General features: G+C 53.7%; 13 protein-coding genes and 1 pseudogene. 10 read left to right on the forward strand and 4 right to left on the reverse strand.

Annotated features, from left to right (window positions below):
* The 10 genes and pseudogenes from IF10I1_RS08520 to IF10I1_RS08565 form a co-directional block, all read left to right on the forward strand.
* On the forward strand, nt 1–1,761 hold a 1,761-nt coding region (locus IF10I1_RS08520; protein WP_186424449.1), incomplete at its 5' end, for a tetratricopeptide repeat protein.
* A 595-nt stretch (nt 1,762–2,356) separates the two neighbouring features.
* A complete protein-coding gene (locus IF10I1_RS08525; protein ID WP_197717579.1) occupies nt 2,357–3,700 on the forward strand; it encodes a phage major capsid protein in 1,344 nt (447 codons plus the stop codon).
* A 335-nt stretch (nt 3,701–4,035) separates the two neighbouring features.
* A pseudogene (locus IF10I1_RS08530) lies at nt 4,036–4,575 on the forward strand (UDP binding domain-containing protein); the annotation flags it as partial.
* Between the two features lie 53 nt (nt 4,576–4,628).
* Nucleotides 4,629–5,201, forward strand: a complete 573-nt coding sequence (gene rfbC / locus IF10I1_RS08535; RefSeq protein ID WP_186424451.1) for a dTDP-4-dehydrorhamnose 3,5-epimerase — start codon at nt 4,629–4,631, stop codon at nt 5,199–5,201.
* A gap of 5 nt (nt 5,202–5,206) precedes the next feature.
* A complete protein-coding gene (rfbB, locus tag IF10I1_RS08540) occupies nt 5,207–6,253 on the forward strand; it encodes a dTDP-glucose 4,6-dehydratase (RefSeq protein ID WP_186424452.1) in 1,047 nt (348 codons plus the stop codon).
* Nucleotides 6,253–7,140 (forward strand): dTDP-4-dehydrorhamnose reductase, encoded by an 888-nt coding sequence (gene rfbD, locus IF10I1_RS08545; RefSeq protein WP_186424453.1) that lies wholly within the window; start codon nt 6,253–6,255, stop codon nt 7,138–7,140. Before rfbB ends, rfbD begins: the two co-directional genes overlap by 1 nt.
* A gap of 16 nt (nt 7,141–7,156) precedes the next feature.
* A complete protein-coding gene (gene rfbA, locus IF10I1_RS08550; protein ID WP_186424454.1) occupies nt 7,157–8,026 on the forward strand; it encodes a glucose-1-phosphate thymidylyltransferase RfbA in 870 nt (289 codons plus the stop codon).
* On the forward strand, nt 8,023–9,267 hold the full coding sequence (locus IF10I1_RS08555; RefSeq protein ID WP_208994265.1) for a DUF1972 domain-containing protein: 1,245 nt from the start codon (nt 8,023–8,025) through the stop codon (nt 9,265–9,267). The genes rfbA and IF10I1_RS08555 overlap by 4 nt, the downstream gene beginning before the upstream one ends.
* Nucleotides 9,264–10,493 (forward strand): glycosyltransferase, encoded by a 1,230-nt coding sequence (locus IF10I1_RS08560; protein ID WP_186424455.1) that lies wholly within the window; start codon nt 9,264–9,266, stop codon nt 10,491–10,493. The genes IF10I1_RS08555 and IF10I1_RS08560 overlap by 4 nt, the downstream gene beginning before the upstream one ends.
* 14 nt (nt 10,494–10,507) lie before the next feature.
* Nucleotides 10,508–11,683 carry a glycosyltransferase family 4 protein gene (locus IF10I1_RS08565; protein ID WP_186424456.1) on the forward strand — a complete coding sequence of 392 codons (1,176 nt, stop codon included), beginning with the start codon at nt 10,508–10,510 and terminating at the stop codon, nt 11,681–11,683.
* 29 nt (nt 11,684–11,712) lie between these two features.
* Here the strand turns inward: IF10I1_RS08565 and IF10I1_RS08570 are convergent, their stop codons facing one another.
* From IF10I1_RS08570 to IF10I1_RS08585, 4 genes are all read right to left on the reverse strand, one after another.
* Nucleotides 11,713–13,023, reverse strand: coding sequence for an O-antigen ligase family protein (locus IF10I1_RS08570; protein WP_186424457.1), 1,311 nt, complete (start codon nt 13,021–13,023; stop codon nt 11,713–11,715).
* A gap of 132 nt (nt 13,024–13,155) precedes the next feature.
* Nucleotides 13,156–14,169, reverse strand: coding sequence for a nitroreductase family protein (locus tag IF10I1_RS08575; protein ID WP_186424458.1), 1,014 nt, complete (start codon nt 14,167–14,169; stop codon nt 13,156–13,158).
* A 67-nt stretch (nt 14,170–14,236) separates the two neighbouring features.
* Complete coding sequence (locus IF10I1_RS08580; RefSeq protein WP_186424459.1) at nt 14,237–15,649, reverse strand: lipopolysaccharide biosynthesis protein; 1,413 nt, start codon at nt 15,647–15,649, stop codon at nt 14,237–14,239.
* Nucleotides 15,646–16,875 (reverse strand): polysaccharide pyruvyl transferase family protein, encoded by a 1,230-nt coding sequence (locus IF10I1_RS08585; protein WP_186424460.1) that lies wholly within the window; start codon nt 16,873–16,875, stop codon nt 15,646–15,648. Before IF10I1_RS08585 ends, IF10I1_RS08580 begins: the two co-directional genes overlap by 4 nt.
* Nucleotides 16,876–17,294: the final 419 nt, after the last annotated feature.

Genomic DNA, 17,294 nt, shown 5'->3' on the forward strand with positions numbered 1-17,294 from the left:
TCCGGCTATGTCCGTCTCGGGGAAATCTACAGGGACGGTATTGGCGTCGACAAGGACCCCGTCAAGGCCCTTCAGTATTTCCAAGAGGCAGCCGATGCCGGTCATACATCCGGACAGATCAACGTTGCCCGCGCACTCATTGCAGGCCTGGGCACCGAAGCAAAGCCCGAACAGGGCCTTGCCTTGCTCACCGAAGTGGCAGAGACCGGCGACCGCTGGGCGCTTCACACCTTGGGCGATCTTTATACCCGCGGTGGCCCCATTCCGGTGGATGGTGCCAGGGCCGTTGACTACCTGACCCGCGCCGCAGAAGCTGGGAATGCCTCCGGCTATGTCCGTCTCGGGGAAATCTACAGGGACGGTATTGGCGTCGACAAGGACCCCGTCAAGGCCCTTCAGTATTTCCAAGAGGCAGCCGGTGCCGGTCATACATCCGGACAGATCAACGTTGCCCGCGCACTCATTGCAGGCCTGGGCACCGAAGCAAAGCCCGAAGAGGGCCTTGCCTTGCTCACCGAAGTGGCAGAGACCGGCGACCGCTGGGCGCTTCACACCTTGGGCGATCTTTATACCCGCGGTGGCCCCATTCCCGTGGATGGCGCTAGGGCCGTTGACTACCTGACCCGCGCAGCAGAAGCGGGAAATGCCTCCGGCTATGTACGTCTCGGGGAAATCTACAGGGACGGTATTGGCGTACCAGTAGATGCGGCAAAGTCACTGGCCTTTTTCCAAAAAGCTGAGAGTGCCGGATCTTCCAGTGCCAGCTTACGCTTGGCGGAGGCTGCCCTGTGGGGGATTGGCGAACCTCAAGATGTTGAGAAGGGCCTTAACCTTCTTCGCAAAGAGGCAGACGCAGGGAACCTCTCTGCGATGCTGTTACTGGCGGATGTCCTTTTGCGCGGCGAACTAGCGGCACCTGATCCAGCGGAAGGGCTGCGGCTGCTCGAAGCCGCCTCAGACACTGGCAATGTGACCGCCCTTCTTCGCCTTGCCAGCACATACCGATACGGCAATGGAGTGCCGAAAAACGCTCAAAAAGCTCTGGCCGCCTATGAAAAAGCTGCCGCGGCCGGCAATAGCTGGGCACTTCTGGATCTTGCGCGCGGCCACATGAACGGCGACTTCGGACGCCGATCCAGCCAATCCGAGGCGCTTGCCTTCGCGCGTAGGGCCGAAGCACTCGGTAACACTGGCGCAACAGTCCTCCTCGGCGAATGGGCCCTTTATGGCAAGGGTCAAAAGCAGAATGTCCGCGCTGCCATCGAAAGCCTGGAAGCCGCAGCCAACGCCGGGAATGCCGATGCTGCCCGGCGTCTCATCAGCCTTTACAGGAGCGGTGCTGGCAATGCCCTCAGCGCCAATCCGTCCAAGGCGAAGGCAACCCTTGCGGCCTATGCACCGCTGCTGAATCCAGCGCAAAACGCTCACGAAAAACTGCTGATCCTCGGTACAACAGCACGCTCCCGCGCCGATTTCGCCGCCCTGGCCGAAGCTTTCAGGCAGGCCCCACAGCAGACGCGCCTCAACCTGCTCACCACCCTGCGCTGGTCCAATGCCAATGCCTTTGTCTATCTCGTGCAGGATGAGATGCAGGCGCGCGGGCTGTACAAGGGGCCGCTCAACGGCCTGCTCACCCGGGACACCATCCGCGCCATCAGCGCGCTGTGTGACGCTGGCCCTTCCGGCGAGCGCTGCCGCCAGGGGCCGCTGACCGGTGACGCCGCCCGGCTCATCGCCGTCCGCCTCGCCGCCGGCGCCTGATACCTGCTCCCGATGCGCCTCACCGCATCGGGAGCAGCTCAACCCGCGTGCCACTTCTGCAAGTTCAAGGCGTGATGCTTCGGCCCCTCAGCGCCTTGGGGTCAGAGCCTTGATATGAGACAAGACCCCGGTGAGCCCGTCTCACCGGGGTCTTGTGTTCCTGCGCACAGCGCCTGAGCCTTGTGAGGCCTGATGCCTCCCCGATGCAGAGCCCCGAGGCGGGCGCAAATGAGGCAAGCGCAGATAAGGCGAGGGCACGTGAGACTGAGGCATGCGGCCACCACAGCAAGGCGCATGTCAGCACTTATCAACGGCCTTTTCCAGTTAAGATGCCTGTAACCCGCTGAATTCACGAACAAAAAAATTATCCCTGAAAACTTATCCTCACTCTCCGGACCTGTAGGAATATCTTCCTGTTGTTGCTGATTGGTTGCGAGTAGCGGCGCCCTGCCAGGCAATGGCGGGACGCCAGCGGCCAAGACCTCGATCCGATGAGTTTCGATCATCGGCAGCAAGGCAACCGGATGCGGCGCGGGGCTTCTTCAGGGCGGGCGGCGCCTCCATCACGAGGAACACAGAAGAGGAAGGCGCAGACATGGAAGACCGGATTGAAAGCAGCATGGACAGCATGCAATCGGCAGATCTTTACGGTGCAAACTTCAAGGAGGGCAGCTTTCTGGCGCCCCGTGCCGGGCTTGAATACAAGGCCTATGGCATCGAGCCGCGGCAGCACCAGGAAACGGCTGTAACCGCTGCGCTGGAGCAGCAGTTCGAGGAACACCTGCGCGTGTTTGAGGATTTCAAGGCGGTGAATGACGAGCGCCTGCGCGAGATCACCACGCAGAAGGGGGCGGACCCGCTGACCGAGCAAAAGCTCATGCGGATCGAGAACCGCCTTGACGAGATGACCCGCAACCTGTTGCGGGCACAGCGCCCCCATCTGGGGCAGGATCTGCCTCAAGGGCCGAACGAGCAGAAGTCAGCCTTTGACACCTATATCCGCAAGGGCAAGACGGACGGCTTCGACAGCCTGGAAATCAAGGGGCTTTCGGTGGGGTCGGAAGCCGATGGCGGCTTCATCGTGCATCCGGAAATGGACGAACAGTTGCACACGTCGCTGAAGGCCGAGTCCCCCATCCGGTCGATTGCCTCAGTGATGACCATTTCCACGGCGGTTTATAAGCGTCCCTTTTCCATCTCCGGGCCGGGCACCGGCTGGGTGGCGGAAACGGCGGAGCGCCCGGCCACCAGCACACCGCAGATTGCAGAACTTTCCTTCCCGGCCATGGAGCTTTATGCCATGCCGGTGACGACCAAGCAGTTGCTGGATGATGCCATCATCGATGTGGAAAGCTGGCTGGTGCAGGAACTGGCCGATGCCTTCAGCGCACAAGAGACGGAGGCCTTCATCTCCGGCAGCGGCAGCGCCAGCCCGCGCGGCATTCTCTCCTATCCGCAGCAGGTGAGCAGCACCCCTGCCTTCGGCAGCGTCGGCACCAGCCTGACCGGGACCGCCGGAGGCTTCGATGCGAAGAACGGGGCCGATAGTCTGATCGAACTGGTCCACGCCCTGCCCGCCCGCTACCGCAAGAACGGCGGCTTCCTGATGAACCGCATGACCTTGAGCGCCGTGCGGCGGCTGAAGACCGGGGATGGCAGCTACCTGTTCCAGACCAGCATTGCGGACGGGTTCCGCATGTCGCTGATGGGCTTTCCCATCACCGAATGCGACGAGATGCCCGTAATCAGCGCCGGCAGCAGCTCCATTGCCTTCGGCGACTTCCGGCGGGCCTATCTGATCGTGGACCGCCAGGGTGTGCAGATCCTGCGTGATCCCTATTCCGCCAAGCCATACATCCTGTTCTACGCCACCAAGCGCGTTGGCGGCGGCATCTCCGACTTCAATGCCCTCCGCCTGCTGAAATTTGCGGCAAGCTGACGAAGCGGACCACTCCAAACGCCGGTCCGGCCCGCAGACATGTGGGCTGGACCGGTCTATGCTGCATTAATCTTAATCAAACTTTAAATTGCGGATGCCCGTCTCAGCGGCAGCAGCAAATTGAAACTGACATTAAACTCAGGTAACAATACGTTAAGTGATCTGCTGCTCGGTAAGCAGCTCGCGGAACACTGGGGATATTTGCAAGAACGTCATCAGCTATTGGCAGCCCATTTTTCTGGCTGCACGGAGCAGATGCAGGCTCTTGGCACAATTATTGCTTAAATTTAGCCTAGTCGTTTGATCAGGGTTTTGACATGAAGATTGCGACGATTAGCCCCGGCTATCGCGGCTCGTACTTCCTAGGGAACACGCCGCAGTTGGTGAAAACCACTTCCCACCATGACAAACCACTGCGCCTGATAGAGACCATGACGGCGATCAACGACCAGCGCAAGCGCGCCATGGCGCGCAAGGTGGTGGCGGCGGTGGGTGGTGACCTGCGCGGCAAGACGATCGCCATTCTCGGCCTCACCTTCAAGCCGAACACCGACGACATGCGCGAGGCCCCTTCGCTGTCGATCATCCAGGCGCTGCAGGATGGCGGCGCCACCATCCGCGGCTATGACCCGGAGGGCATGGAGGCGGCGAAGTGCCTGCCCGACAACGTGACCTACACAAAAGACGCCTATGACTGCGCCACCGGCGCGGACGCTCTCGTCATCGTCACCGAATGGGACGCCTTCCGCGCCCTCGACTTCCCGCGCCTCAAGACCGTGATGACCGCCCCGGTCCTCGTCGACCTGCGCAATGTCTACAAGGCCAGCGACGTGACCCGGCACGGATTTGCGTATGCGAGCGCGGGACGGGGCTAAGGCCGTTGGGTCAGTAATTGTGGATCTACAGATCCTAGTCCTTGAGGTTTTTAATGCTTCTTGAACGCCAGTTTATCCCCGACGTTATCAAGATCACTCCCAAACGCCACGGCGACGATCGAGGTTTTTTCAGCGAGTTATTCCGAGAGGATCAGTTTCAGGCTGATGTCGGACCTGTCCGTTTCGTTCAAGACAACCAGTCGCTGTCGGCAACAGCAGGCACCCTGCGCGGCTTGCATTTTCAACGGGAACCGGTCGGTCAGGGCAAGCTTATCAGATGCCTTTCCGGTGCAATCCTTGATGTGGCCGTCGATATTCGCTCGGGATCTTCAACCTACGGGCAGCACGTGGCCGCAGAGCTTACTCCTGAAAATGGGGCCTGGCTTTGGATTCCGGTTGGCTTCGCCCATGGCTTTGTCACCCTGAAGCCTGAAACTGCGGTGTTGTACAAGGTAACAAGTTACTACTCCCCCGAACACGACAACTGTATCCGCTGGAACGATCCGGCACTTGGTATCGATTGGCCGATGTCTGAAGCGCCTTTAACGCTATCTGCTAAAGATCAAACCGCACCATTGCTTGAACAGATCGAACCACCTTTCCAATATGCAGCAACAGGAGCCTGAAACACATGCGTATTCTTGTGACAGGCGGAGCGGGCTTCATTGGGTCAGCATTGGTCCGACATCTTGTTCTCGACATCGGCGCCGATGTACTGACTGTCGACAAACTGACCTATGCTGGCAACCTGCAGTCTCTTAAGGCTGTTGACAATCGGCCAAATCACCAGTTCTTGCAGGCCGACATTTGCGACAGGGCAAGCATGGCCGAGGCGTTTTTGAGTTTCCGCCCGGACCGGGTCTATCATCTCGCTGCCGAAAGCCATGTCGATCGCTCGATCTCAGGCGCTGGCGAGTTTATCCAAACCAACGTAGTTGGAACTTTTGCGCTCCTTGAAGCGGCCCGACACTATTGGATGGCGTTGGAGGACGATCAGAAGACGCGCTTCCGCTTCCTGCATGTATCGACCGATGAAGTCTATGGTTCATTGGGGGCAGACGGTCTTTTTCATGAGACAACCCCTTACGCCCCCTCTTCGCCATACTCGGCTTCGAAAGCAGCCTCGGACCATCTGGCAATCGCCTGGCATCGTACATATGGTTTGCCGGTTGTTGTTTCGAATTGCTCGAACAACTACGGACCGTATCACTTCCCCGAGAAGCTGATACCGCTGATCATTCTCAACGCGCTACATGGCAAGCCGCTGCCGGTTTATGGCGACGGCAAGAACATCCGTGACTGGCTGTATGTGGAGGACCATGCCAAGGCCTTGCACCTGATTGGCGGTCATGGACGCGTAGGTGAGAAATACAATGTTGGCGGCCGCAATGAACGCAAGAACATTGATGTAGTTCAGACGATATGCGCCATTCTTGACAAGCTGCAGCCTGCAGACCGGCCTCGCAGCGAACTGATCACGTTCGTCGCTGACCGGCCTGGCCACGATCAGCGCTATGCGATCGATGCTACCAAACTAGAGAGCGAGCTTGGTTGGCGCGCTGGCGAAACATTCGACAGTGGGATCGAGAAGACTGTGGAATGGTACCTGGAGAACGAGTGGTGGTGGCGCCCACTGCGCGAAAAAGTCTACGCCGGCGAACGTTTGGGAACACTCTGATGCGGATCGCTGTCACCGGGACATCAGGCCAGGTCGTTACTGCTCTTGTCGAACGCGGCACAGGTGCGGGCGCGACGATCGTCCCAGTGGGACGACCGCAGCTGGATTTGCTTGAACCCTCCACAGTGTTGCCGGCACTTGCGGCCACCAAGCCGGACGTTATCGTATCTGCTGCCGCCTACACGGCGGTCGACAAGGCGGAAGCGGAGCAAGATGTCGCCTGGCGCATCAATGCGACTGGCGCTGGCACCGTGGCAGCTGCCGCCCGAGTGCTCGGCGTTCCGGTAATTCACCTGTCGACCGACTATGTCTTTGATGGCAGCAAGGATGGCCTGTGGACGGAAGACGATCCCGTTGGTCCTCTTGGCGTTTATGGCGCGTCCAAACTCGCCGGCGAGGTTGCCGTTGCTTCCGCGACACCCAATCATGCGATCCTTAGAATCGCCTGGGTTGTGAGCCCATTTGGCGCAAACTTCGTCAAGACGATGCTGCGTCTCGCTGAAACACGTGATCATGTCCGCGTTGTTGCCGATCAGTACGGCGGCCCGACATCTGCACTGGACATTGCCGATGGCATTCTGGCCGTTGCCAAAAGGCTGCTTTCAGACACCAACGACTCCAACCTGCGCGGAACCTTTCACATGGGGCCGACGGATACGGGTTCATGGGCGGACCTTGCAGACGTCATATTTGCTGTTCTTGCAGAACACACACGCAAGTCGGTTTCCGTCGAAAGAATAAGCACCACAGAGTACCCAACGCCCGCACGCCGACCTCCCAATTCCAGGCTCGATACACGCAAGATCGAACGGGTTCACGGGATCGTTCTGCCAGAATGGCAAACATCAATTGAGATGATTACACGCCGGCTTATTGTTCCGGCCTGAGCTTCAGGAGTTTCGCATGAAAGGCATTATTCTTGCCGGCGGCAGTGGGACACGGCTTCACCCGATGACGTTGGTTACATCGAAGCAGCTGATGCCGGTCTATGACAAGCCGATGATCTACTATCCGCTGTCAACGCTCATGCTCGCAGGCATCCGCGAGATCCTGATCATCTCGACACCGCACGACCTGCCGAATTTCCAGCGCCTGTTGGGTGACGGCGCGCAATGGGGCATCTCGCTCTCCTATGCTGAACAACCAAGCCCGGATGGGCTGGCTCAAGCCTTCATCATCGGAGCAGACTTTGTCGCCGGGGCGCCCTCGTGCCTGATCCTTGGCGACAACATCTTCTATGGTCATGGCATGCCGGAGCTCACACGCCGAGCCGCCGAACGGACAACCGGTGCAAGCGTCTTCGCTTACCATGTCAATGATCCTGAGCGCTATGGCGTGGTCGAATTCGATAGCGCAATGCGAGCAATGTCGATCGAGGAAAAGCCGGCGAAACCGAAGTCAAACTGGGCCGTGACGGGTCTTTACTTTTATGACGAAAAGGTCGTTGACTATGCTGCAAGCCTGAAGCCATCCGCACGTGGCGAGCTGGAGATCAGCGACCTCAACCGCTGCTACCTGGATGCCGGCACACTCTCCGTTGAAATCATGGGCCGCGGCTACGCATGGCTGGACACCGGAACTCCAGACAGTCTGCTTGAGGCGGCAGAATACGTTGCGACGCTCGAACGGCGCCAAGGTTTCAAGATCGCCTGCCCGGAAGAGGTGGCTTGGCGGATGGGCTTCATCAATGAAGCAGGGCTAGTTGCGTCACCTGGGGCACAAGGCAAAGGAAACTATGCCTGCTACGTTCGTGCATTGGTCACCAAGCCATGACCGAAATGGAGACGGGACGCGTGTCCGCAGACAAAACCCTGAACATTCTCGGGATTCGTGGCTTACCCGCCGCCCACGGCGGTTTTGAAACATTCGCCGCGAAACTTGCGCCCTATTTGCGGGATCGTGGCTGGACCGTGAATGTGTATTGCCAGGTTGACGACGGCTCGGCGCCTGCGGTCGCGCCCTATCACGAGGACGATTGGGAGGGCATTCACCGCATCCACATCGGTGTTAAACGTGGCGGCCCAGTCGGTACCATCGAGTTTGACTGGAAGTGCACTCGAGACGTGCTGAAGCGTCCCGGTATTGACCTCGTGCTAGGTTACAACACAGCCATTTTCACTATCCTTCAGCGCCTGAAGGGGCGGCGGGTAGTCATGAACATGGACGGCATCGAATGGAAGCGGGCCAAGTGGTCGCTTCCAGCCAAAGCCTGGTTTTTTATCAATGAGATCGTCGGTGCCCATGTCTGCTCTACACCGATTGCGGATCATCCGGAAATTGCCGCGCATTTGAGACGCATCGGCTGCCGGCGCTCTGTCGTCATCCCCTATGGGGCCGATGAGGTGACGGACGGCAATGCGGAACTCTTGGTTCCTTATGGTCTTTCACCCAATGAATATTTTGTCTCGATCGCTCGGATCGAGCCGGAGAATTCAATCCTTGAAATCGTGCGTGCCTTTTCCAAGACGGCGCGGGGTATGAAGTTGGCAGTGCTTGGCAATATGGACCCAAACAATCCTTATCACCGGGCCGTGCGCAAGGCAGGATCCCCCGAAGTCGTATTTCTGGGCGCAATCTATGACAAGGCGACAGTGGAGGCGCTTCGGGTGTTTTGCCGTGCCTATCTGCATGGCCATCAGGTCGGTGGCACCAATCCTTCCCTGGTCGAGGCGCTAGGCTGCGGCTGCGCGGTGATTGCCCATGACAATCGGTTCAACAGATGGGTGGCTGGCGACGGGCAGGTGTTTTTTAGTGATGTCCAAAGCTGTGAGGAAGCCATTGGACTTGCGTGTCAAAATAACAATCTTGAACATTCGCGTATATTTGCCCGAGACCAGCATAAGGCAAATTTTCAATGGTTGGATGTGTTGACTACATATGCCGACACATTCCTTCGACAAGAAACTTTAGAAGCCCCCCCCCCTGCCAAGTGGTTGGCGCCAGATCCACTACAAAAACATATTGAAGACGGAACCAGCAGTCAGTCGACATCTGGAGAGGAAATGAAACAATGACCACTCTTTTGTCTGTCAATAGCTATCATTACTTAAGAGGTGGATCTGATGCGGTTTATTTCTCACATGCTGCCCTTTTCGAGAAGCATGGATGGAAGAATGCATTCTTTTCGATGCAGCATCCGGATAACGTTTCAGCAGCAACGGAGCATCTGTTCGCCGAGCGGGTCGACTACGGGCATTCAAATGGGTTAATCGATCAATTGAAGAGCGCTGCGCGCGTCATTTATTCTTATGATGCAAAGCAAAAGTTAGGAAGGTTATTAGACAGTATTAAGGTGGATATAGCGCATTTTCATTGCATCTATCATCATCTATCTCCATCTGTTTTGGTCGAGGCAAAATCGCGCCGAATACCAACTGTCATGACCGCACATGATCTGAAAATCGCGTGTCCAGCTTACAAAATGATGCACTCAGGTGGAGTATGCGAGTCCTGCAAGGGCGGTCGAGTATGGAACGTTGTAAGGAACCGTTGCATAAAAGATAACTTGTTAGGAAGTGCAGTTATCATGGTTGAGTCTGCTGTTCATAAGGCCTTGAATTTGTACGATAGGCATTTGGACACCATTGTGGCCCCTAGCAAATTCTATCAGGCCAAGCTAATTGAGTGGGGCTGGAGTCCGCATAAGATTGTCCATATCCCGAATTTCATAGAGATGCCTAACGACTTACGACTGCACCCCCCAGGCACTTCGTTCCTCTATTTTGGGAGGCTAGCTCCAGAAAAAGGGCTTAAGACCCTTATAGCTGCAGCCGCTCTATCTGGTGCAAGGGTTCGGATTGCTGGCACCGGACCGGAGGAAAGTGTCCTTCGTGAGCTTGCTAGGAAAACAATGGCTGACGTCACATTTCTAGGTTTTTTGTCCGGCGAAGCACTTCACCAGGAGATTGATGCATCGCGTGCTATTGTTCTGCCTTCCGAATGGTATGAAAACGGCCCGATGAGCGTGATCGAGGCATTTGCCCGGGGTAAGCCTCTGATTGGCGCGCGGATTGGCGGAATTCCAGAACTGATTGTGGAGGGAGAGACAGGCTGGAGCTTCAGATCGGGCGATAAAGATGATCTTGCCCGTGTTCTGGGGCTAGTTGCTTCTCTGCCGGATTCAGACGTAGCGCGCATGGGTGACGCCACATACAATTTCGTTCAAAATAACTACACAAGTCAGAATTATTTTAAACGGACTTTGGAACTGTACGAAAATTTGCTGTCATCTCCCAAATGAGTATAGGAAATCAGATGAACCCTCCAAAGGTGAATTTCATATCGCCTTGCTGGAAAGGCGGAGCCGGCTGGTTCGTGAATGCGTTGGCGAGAGGCATGGCCGAGGCGGGAATTGCACTCACGCTCATATCGCCCGAAGCCGAACCGATTGAGCGCGAAGGACATCATCAAAACCTGTCTCGCATCAAAACATCGAAGGGGCCGGATGGGAAGGGAACATTAGCATTTCGGGTCACGCAGTTCTCACGGAAAATGACAGACGTTTTTGCGGGAATCGTCCGCGCCAGGCTCCGGAGCCGGGTGTTTCTTTATTCCTTCATTGATTTTCTCCCAGTCGGGGTGGCGCATTTTTTGCTTATCCGGTTGCTTGGCGGTCGCCTTGTTTACATCGTGCATGATGCCACACCGCATGCATGGGCGTTTCCCGAAAGGTTCCGAAGGGTCGAGCAGGCTCTACACCGCCTAACCTACCGACTGCCAAGTCACCTTGTGACATTGACAGAGGCCGCCAAGGCGGAACTTGTATCAGATTATGGAATTGCACCGGATCGTATTTCGGTGATCCCTCACGGCGCCTATGTTCCGGAGCGCATGGCACCGATCAGCGGTACTGGCCAGGTCATTCTCTTCGGCACGTTGCGGCGCAACAAGCGAATTAAGGAGGCAATCGAAGCATTCTCGTCGTATCATGGCCGCTTCCCACGGCTCCGACTGTTGATTGCTGGGGCTGTGCATGCGGAAGATCAGAGTTACTGGACGCAGTGCAGCGAAGCGATCATCGGGCATGAACATGTGATCAAGACGGAAATCGGCTTCGTGGAGGAAGGCCGGTTGCAGAAACTCATTGCGGAATCAGATGCCGTACTCCTGCCATATGAGGACTTCAATTCGCAGTCGGGGGTTGCAGTCCTGGCATGCTTTTCCGAACGGATATTGATCGCCACCGCGGCTGGCGGCATTGGTGAGCTGCAGACAATGGGACTTCACCTACACGAGATCCAACGACCTGTTTCGCCGGAAACGATCGCAGATGCACTTCAGGCCTTTGCGCTCCTCCCAATCGACTTTGTTGGTGATCGGGCCGTACTCTCTCGTCAAGCTTTGGAGCAACGTCTAGACTGGACGCGGATTGGGCAGGAGTATGCTCTGCTTTTGGACGATCATCTTTCAAAACGTATGACCGCTCGCTGAGCATACAGGTAAGTGCATTTGTGTTTTTTCTAATGGATAGGCCTTCTACTCCTTGCCGAACTCGAGGCAGCTGCAAGTGCCCATATGTATCCTCCAACACCTACCGACCATTCCAATGAAAAAAAGTTGGTGGGCCACGGGCTAACTACGTAGAAAAGTACTACCAATCCGATCACTGCTACATCTTTCTCTGTCGTCGATTTTCCATAACCTGTAGATATCAAGGAGTACGATACAATAAGGCTCATCCCAGCAACAAACAAAATTCCTACATACCCAAATTGGAACAATGCTCCAAGTATGCCTGTATCAGCCAAGTACAAATTGTACCCGTATCCGTCAAACAACTCTCCCGCTCGATGTTGCGCGAATGAGAACGGGTTATCTCGACCCTCCCCGCTCGACATGATTCCGAACCCAAAGCCCATAGTGTTATCGAATATGTCATTGTAGTAACGTGCTGTCAAAAGACGCCATTGGATGCTTTGATCATCGGAAATGTAATTATCATAACGTAAAAATTGCTCGACATACTTCCCTAGAAAAATCGGAAAAAAAACTAATGACAATAGCGATCCACCTGAAAGCAATAGATACTTTCGACGCCCCCGCACAAAAATCACTACGTAAGAAAAAATTGCTAGCAACACCGCCGCCAACGTCAGCCTGCTTTCGACGATGATTGCAAGAGTGGAAAACAGAAATACAAAAATCAGGCCATTTGACAATATTCTAAAAATCCTGTTCGCGGCCACAGTTCTTTGAAAATACACTCCCGCAGCCAATGAGATCTGCGTCTTGTAAACAACGATCCGCTCCAATCCGACATCTGTCGTAGCTGCACGTTGGTAGTCGCTTAAAATGTCAAAACTTGTAAGGAAACTAATCCAAATCAAAATACAAACAAACAACGACGTCATGTTAATTGCTGTAACAATGTCCTCGGCCGTGCTACCTGTAGTTCTTAACATAAAGACCAATAGTAATGGGAGTATAGAATATAGGGCAAACAGCCAACCGGCTATTGGTTGTGGATAGAAGGAATTCGAAGAAATAATCGATACGAACAAGATCCAGCCGATGAATGCAAGCGGTATCCCTTCCCATATCGACCAAGGCCCCGATTGTGTTGTTCTATACAAGATCGAAATAAGAAAAAATCCAAGAACTATGACCCCTACCAAATACCGCGATGTTGGTATCGGGATCCCAAGCCAAATTAGCGGAATGCCATCCCAAAAGAGCCCCAGAGCGCAAAGGACTGCGAAACCAAGCGTTCGCATTTTTGAAGATAGTCTTCCATTGGCCGACGCGCTCGATTTAGCCGATAAAATGCTCATTCATTTTACCCGTTTCTTTATAATATCAAAACGCCCTACTCTGCATCATTTCACAACCCGCACCAGTAAAAAATGACTTTTTCTCAAAATAGACCGACGTGAGTACACATGACATACAAATGGAGCCGCAATTCAATGTGTTGGTTCAACCCGCACTATAATGTCATTAGCTGGTAGCCGGCTAGACTGAGCCACGGGAAACTCGTTTGGCATGTTGCCAACCGCAATCAGCATGATCACAGTTTCAGTAGGCGGCAATTTAAGGCGCTTACGAAGTTCCAGGTCGGCTGTATGTGTCTGTGACCAGTTCAAGCAGCACGCTCCGAAACCTTTCGCATGCAACCCCAACAGAGTTGTCATCGCGAACATGCCTCCATCTATCCATCCCTGATATCTTTCAGCTGGATCTACGAAGTTAGATAACTCTGATGTGATGATGAGGATTGCCTGCGCTGTGGAACCAAATCCGCGATTACCATTTTGCAGCTCTAAGAAACCTAAATTACCTCCTTGATTAATCACATAACGAACTCTAGCAGTTTGTCGGTTGCACACGCTCGGTGCGGATCGGCCCAAATCCAGAGCCTCCAAGAAGCGTTGCATGTCTAGACCTCCACTTTCGAACTGCCGGACTGAATGCCGAGACCAAAAAAATTCTTCTGCATCGAAATTCGTGCAATCTAAGATGTCCTGTCGATGTACTATTTTCGTGGCGTCTTCTTTCGCTTCAATGTTTCTGTCTTGGGCAGCTTCAATTGTACGTTCGATAGACTGATTCCGCTCGACGCCGGAATCGTCATTGAATTTCTGATATGCGATCAGTGCGGAAAGCCCGTTCGAGCAAGCCGATGTCCATTCTAGCTTTTTTACTATACGATCATGAAGAGCGTCGGCGAGCCTTTCAACTACCACAATTCCAAAACCAGGTCGGGGTTGTTTCAGCGCTAGACCCTTTTCAATTGTGTGATACTGCATGGTGATCAAAGCGTCTGCCTGCGCAATTGTCTTTCGGACACGGAACGCGGAACTTGATCTAAAAAATCTATACAGGTCGTAACTCGAAAAAATAAAAAGAAACATCGCAGCACGTATTGTCCTGTAGAGATGCTTTAAATCTCTTGGCAGGATCATCTTTAGCTTTCTCATAATTTCCTCACGATTTGACTGCGTTAACTTTCGTCAAATAAAAAATCTGATAGCTTTCGCTCTGAAACTAATCGCGCCGTGCGTAAGCTTGGAGTGACAGCAGCATAAGACTAGCTCCAGAAATCGCTACCGCGTAGTATGCATCAAAACATAGTGTAGAAAAGAGAATTGCGCACAATGAAGCCACGAGGGGCAGCCACTCGTTATATTCTACGGACTGTATACTATAACGAGATATAATCGAAGCAATAATAGGATTTAAAACCACTGCACTAATGAACATACCAAGTGGCAAGGCATAAACGCCAAAATGATCGGTAGCTAGCCAAGGAGCCGCACAAACAATAAAAAAGGAAGCAATAACAAACAGAAGGCTAATGCCTGCGCGGCCATCCATTTTAAGAATGAGGTCATTCCCTACAAATATACTTCTTACAAGAGCAGGGGTTGTGAGAATGATAAGAAGAATTACTTGATCGCTGTAGCTCCCAAAAAGTTTTAGTATGAATGGTGACGCTAATATTATCACACCCGCCACCACTCCAAAGCTTATCAGAGACCAGCGCCGGAGCATAGAGAGTTTCGCATTAAGTTCTAGATACTCCCGGTTCTGCAGCAAATGCCCCACGTCTGCAGCGGACTTCCTTAACATTATCTGCTGAAAAAAGGGGAATAGTGTCGCTATGCGCGAGACAATAGCATATCCTGCAACCTGTTCAGATGAAAAAAGCATTCCAGCAATAATTATGTCCACTCCTTGGAGCTGTTGGCCAGCAATAACGTTGAGAGCATAGAACCCGGCATATCGCGCGTCCCAGGTCGACATTGCTGAAAGACCGGGGTGGTCGCGGGAAACAAGATGGCGCGCCTCCCAAAACCAGGGCAGAGCAACCGAAATCCATAGTACATGAGCTGCGCAGTACACGGGGAGATCAAAAGTTGGTATTAATGCCAATCCACCGAGCCGGATGGCATTTGGAACCACTTCGCTTATCATGATGGCGGTTGTTATCCGGGACCGACCATCAAGCGACCCGACAGCGACCGTGTTCAAGGTTCCAAACAGCATCAGTGGTGCCATATGGACCAGCCATGTAATGAGGCCAGGTTTTCCGAAGACTGTGGCAATTGTCTCGGCGAACAGAATCGATAGGCTGGTAAGTACTCCTGCAAACATCATACCCGCGAGCGTCGCGCTGCGGTGTATGCGCCTGTCGAGCCCAACATCGCCGCCACTTCTACCGACATGGTAGAGAACGAGGTTCCCAAGACCGGTGCCGAGCGCCATTGAACCAAGCCGATAGACTGCAAACACAACCATCAGGTCGCCGAAGTTTTCTTTCGACATGATCCTGCTTAGGATCAGTAGCACAACAAACTGCGACCCGAGTGCGAAAATGCGTGCACCAGAGCCAAACACCAAGGTCCTCGCCATCTCGGATGTCTTGATCTGCTGCATCTTGCGAAACACCGATTTCATTCAATTCCTGCTGACAGCAACTGCAAGGCAGAATACGAGTTTGCCTTCAGTTGATCACTACTCGACCTGAGCAAAGTGACAAATCGATCCTCGTTGCGTCGGAGATGATCAAGAGCGGCGTGGAGTGTCTTGCGGGATACTTCAGGCGTCGGCAAGACCACGCTATCGTCATCAAATATGTCCTTGTTCAATCCGCGCGCCTTTACACTGTAGGCAATTGAGCAAGTAGGAACACCTTGAGACCAGGCGGCAATTGTGGCATGGGTTCGGGCACCAATAAAATATCGGCACTGTCCTATCGCATATTTAAGTTGTGCGGCATTGCGGTCATCCGGAATCAAGGCAATTCGGTCGTTAACTCCTACACGTTGTAACAGTGACTTCATATAGTCCGAGTCGCTGTTATTTGTTGGCGATCCATCCAATGGTCCGACATGTGGCACAAGAATGATCGATAACTTCGAGTTATTGAGCACATCGGCCAAGAAATTTACAATCTCATTGTCGAAATTATCCCGAGCAGCCGCACCGGAGACTGTCCTGCGAACCAAGGGGCTCACATTAAAACCAAGCAAACCATCTGTTCCAGGGCTTGCTAGTGACGGGTGACTCCACGGCTCTGGGTCGAGGACAAACGCTGGATCGCCAACCTGTGTTACATGAATTCCCAAGGTCTCCAAATAGGCCTTTGTTGCCGTTTCTCGAACTGAAACCGAAGAAACTCGCTTCAGAAGAGAAACCATTTGTTTCTCGACCTCGGGCACTTTGTTGAACGGTCCAATTGATGCAGCCCACACGTGGACCGGCTTCCCAAGTGCCAATGCCGCATCGATAATGCCGGAGTGCCAATAGAGCGAATAAAGCTCGTAGTCCAGGGAAAGCACGTCGCCACCAGACACGATAACTGCGTCGCTGACTTCTATTTCTCTTCGTGTCGCTTCCGAAACTGTAAATGTCGGCCGACCAAACTTGTAGAGCCCCTTGTAGACACGCTTATGTATTCTACTCCACCACTTCAAGCGCTCAGGATGTGGCTCGACCCCTACGAACTCGACGCCGAATTCCTTTGAGTTAGGCCATTGGCGCATATCGAGCTTGGCATTTGAGGAGGGCACTGCAAACTTGGCTTCCGGGAAGCGGCTTCTAACAATCTTTACGGTAGAGCGAATGAGCGCTTCGCAGCCCCGATTTCCAAAGCTCGTATGCCCAACGAAATAAACTCTCATGATAACGATCTCATTGTTCAACGATGAAGACAAAAACAACGGTGCGCAATACCCAGACGCCAATGACATGAAGCGATTGGAAAAAGGCTTTCATTCACCAACCAATTCCAAGCATGCTGCATCGCGTCAATAAATCACAATCCTAGTCTTTCGGGTAGGTTGAAAATGACAAAAACCCATTTGCATTCGGTCATCGATCGAAATTTAATCGCCTAACATTATATGCTATAGATAATTCTCTCGTTTTTAACGGGGCACTGCAACAGAATTCACGCAGCCACTTTCTATTTTTGGGGCTGACATAGATAGCTAGGAAAGGCTATTTTTGTCAGATGGTTAAGTTCAGGCGCCGGAGCAGGCTTCCGGTAAGCATTCAGGCCGAGCTTTTGAAGTATTTCTGCGCGGGCGCAACAGCCCGT

It is taken from the genome of Pannonibacter sp. I15F10I1, assembly GCF_900185665.1.
GTDB classification, from domain to species: domain Bacteria; phylum Pseudomonadota; class Alphaproteobacteria; order Rhizobiales; family Stappiaceae; genus Pannonibacter; species Pannonibacter indicus.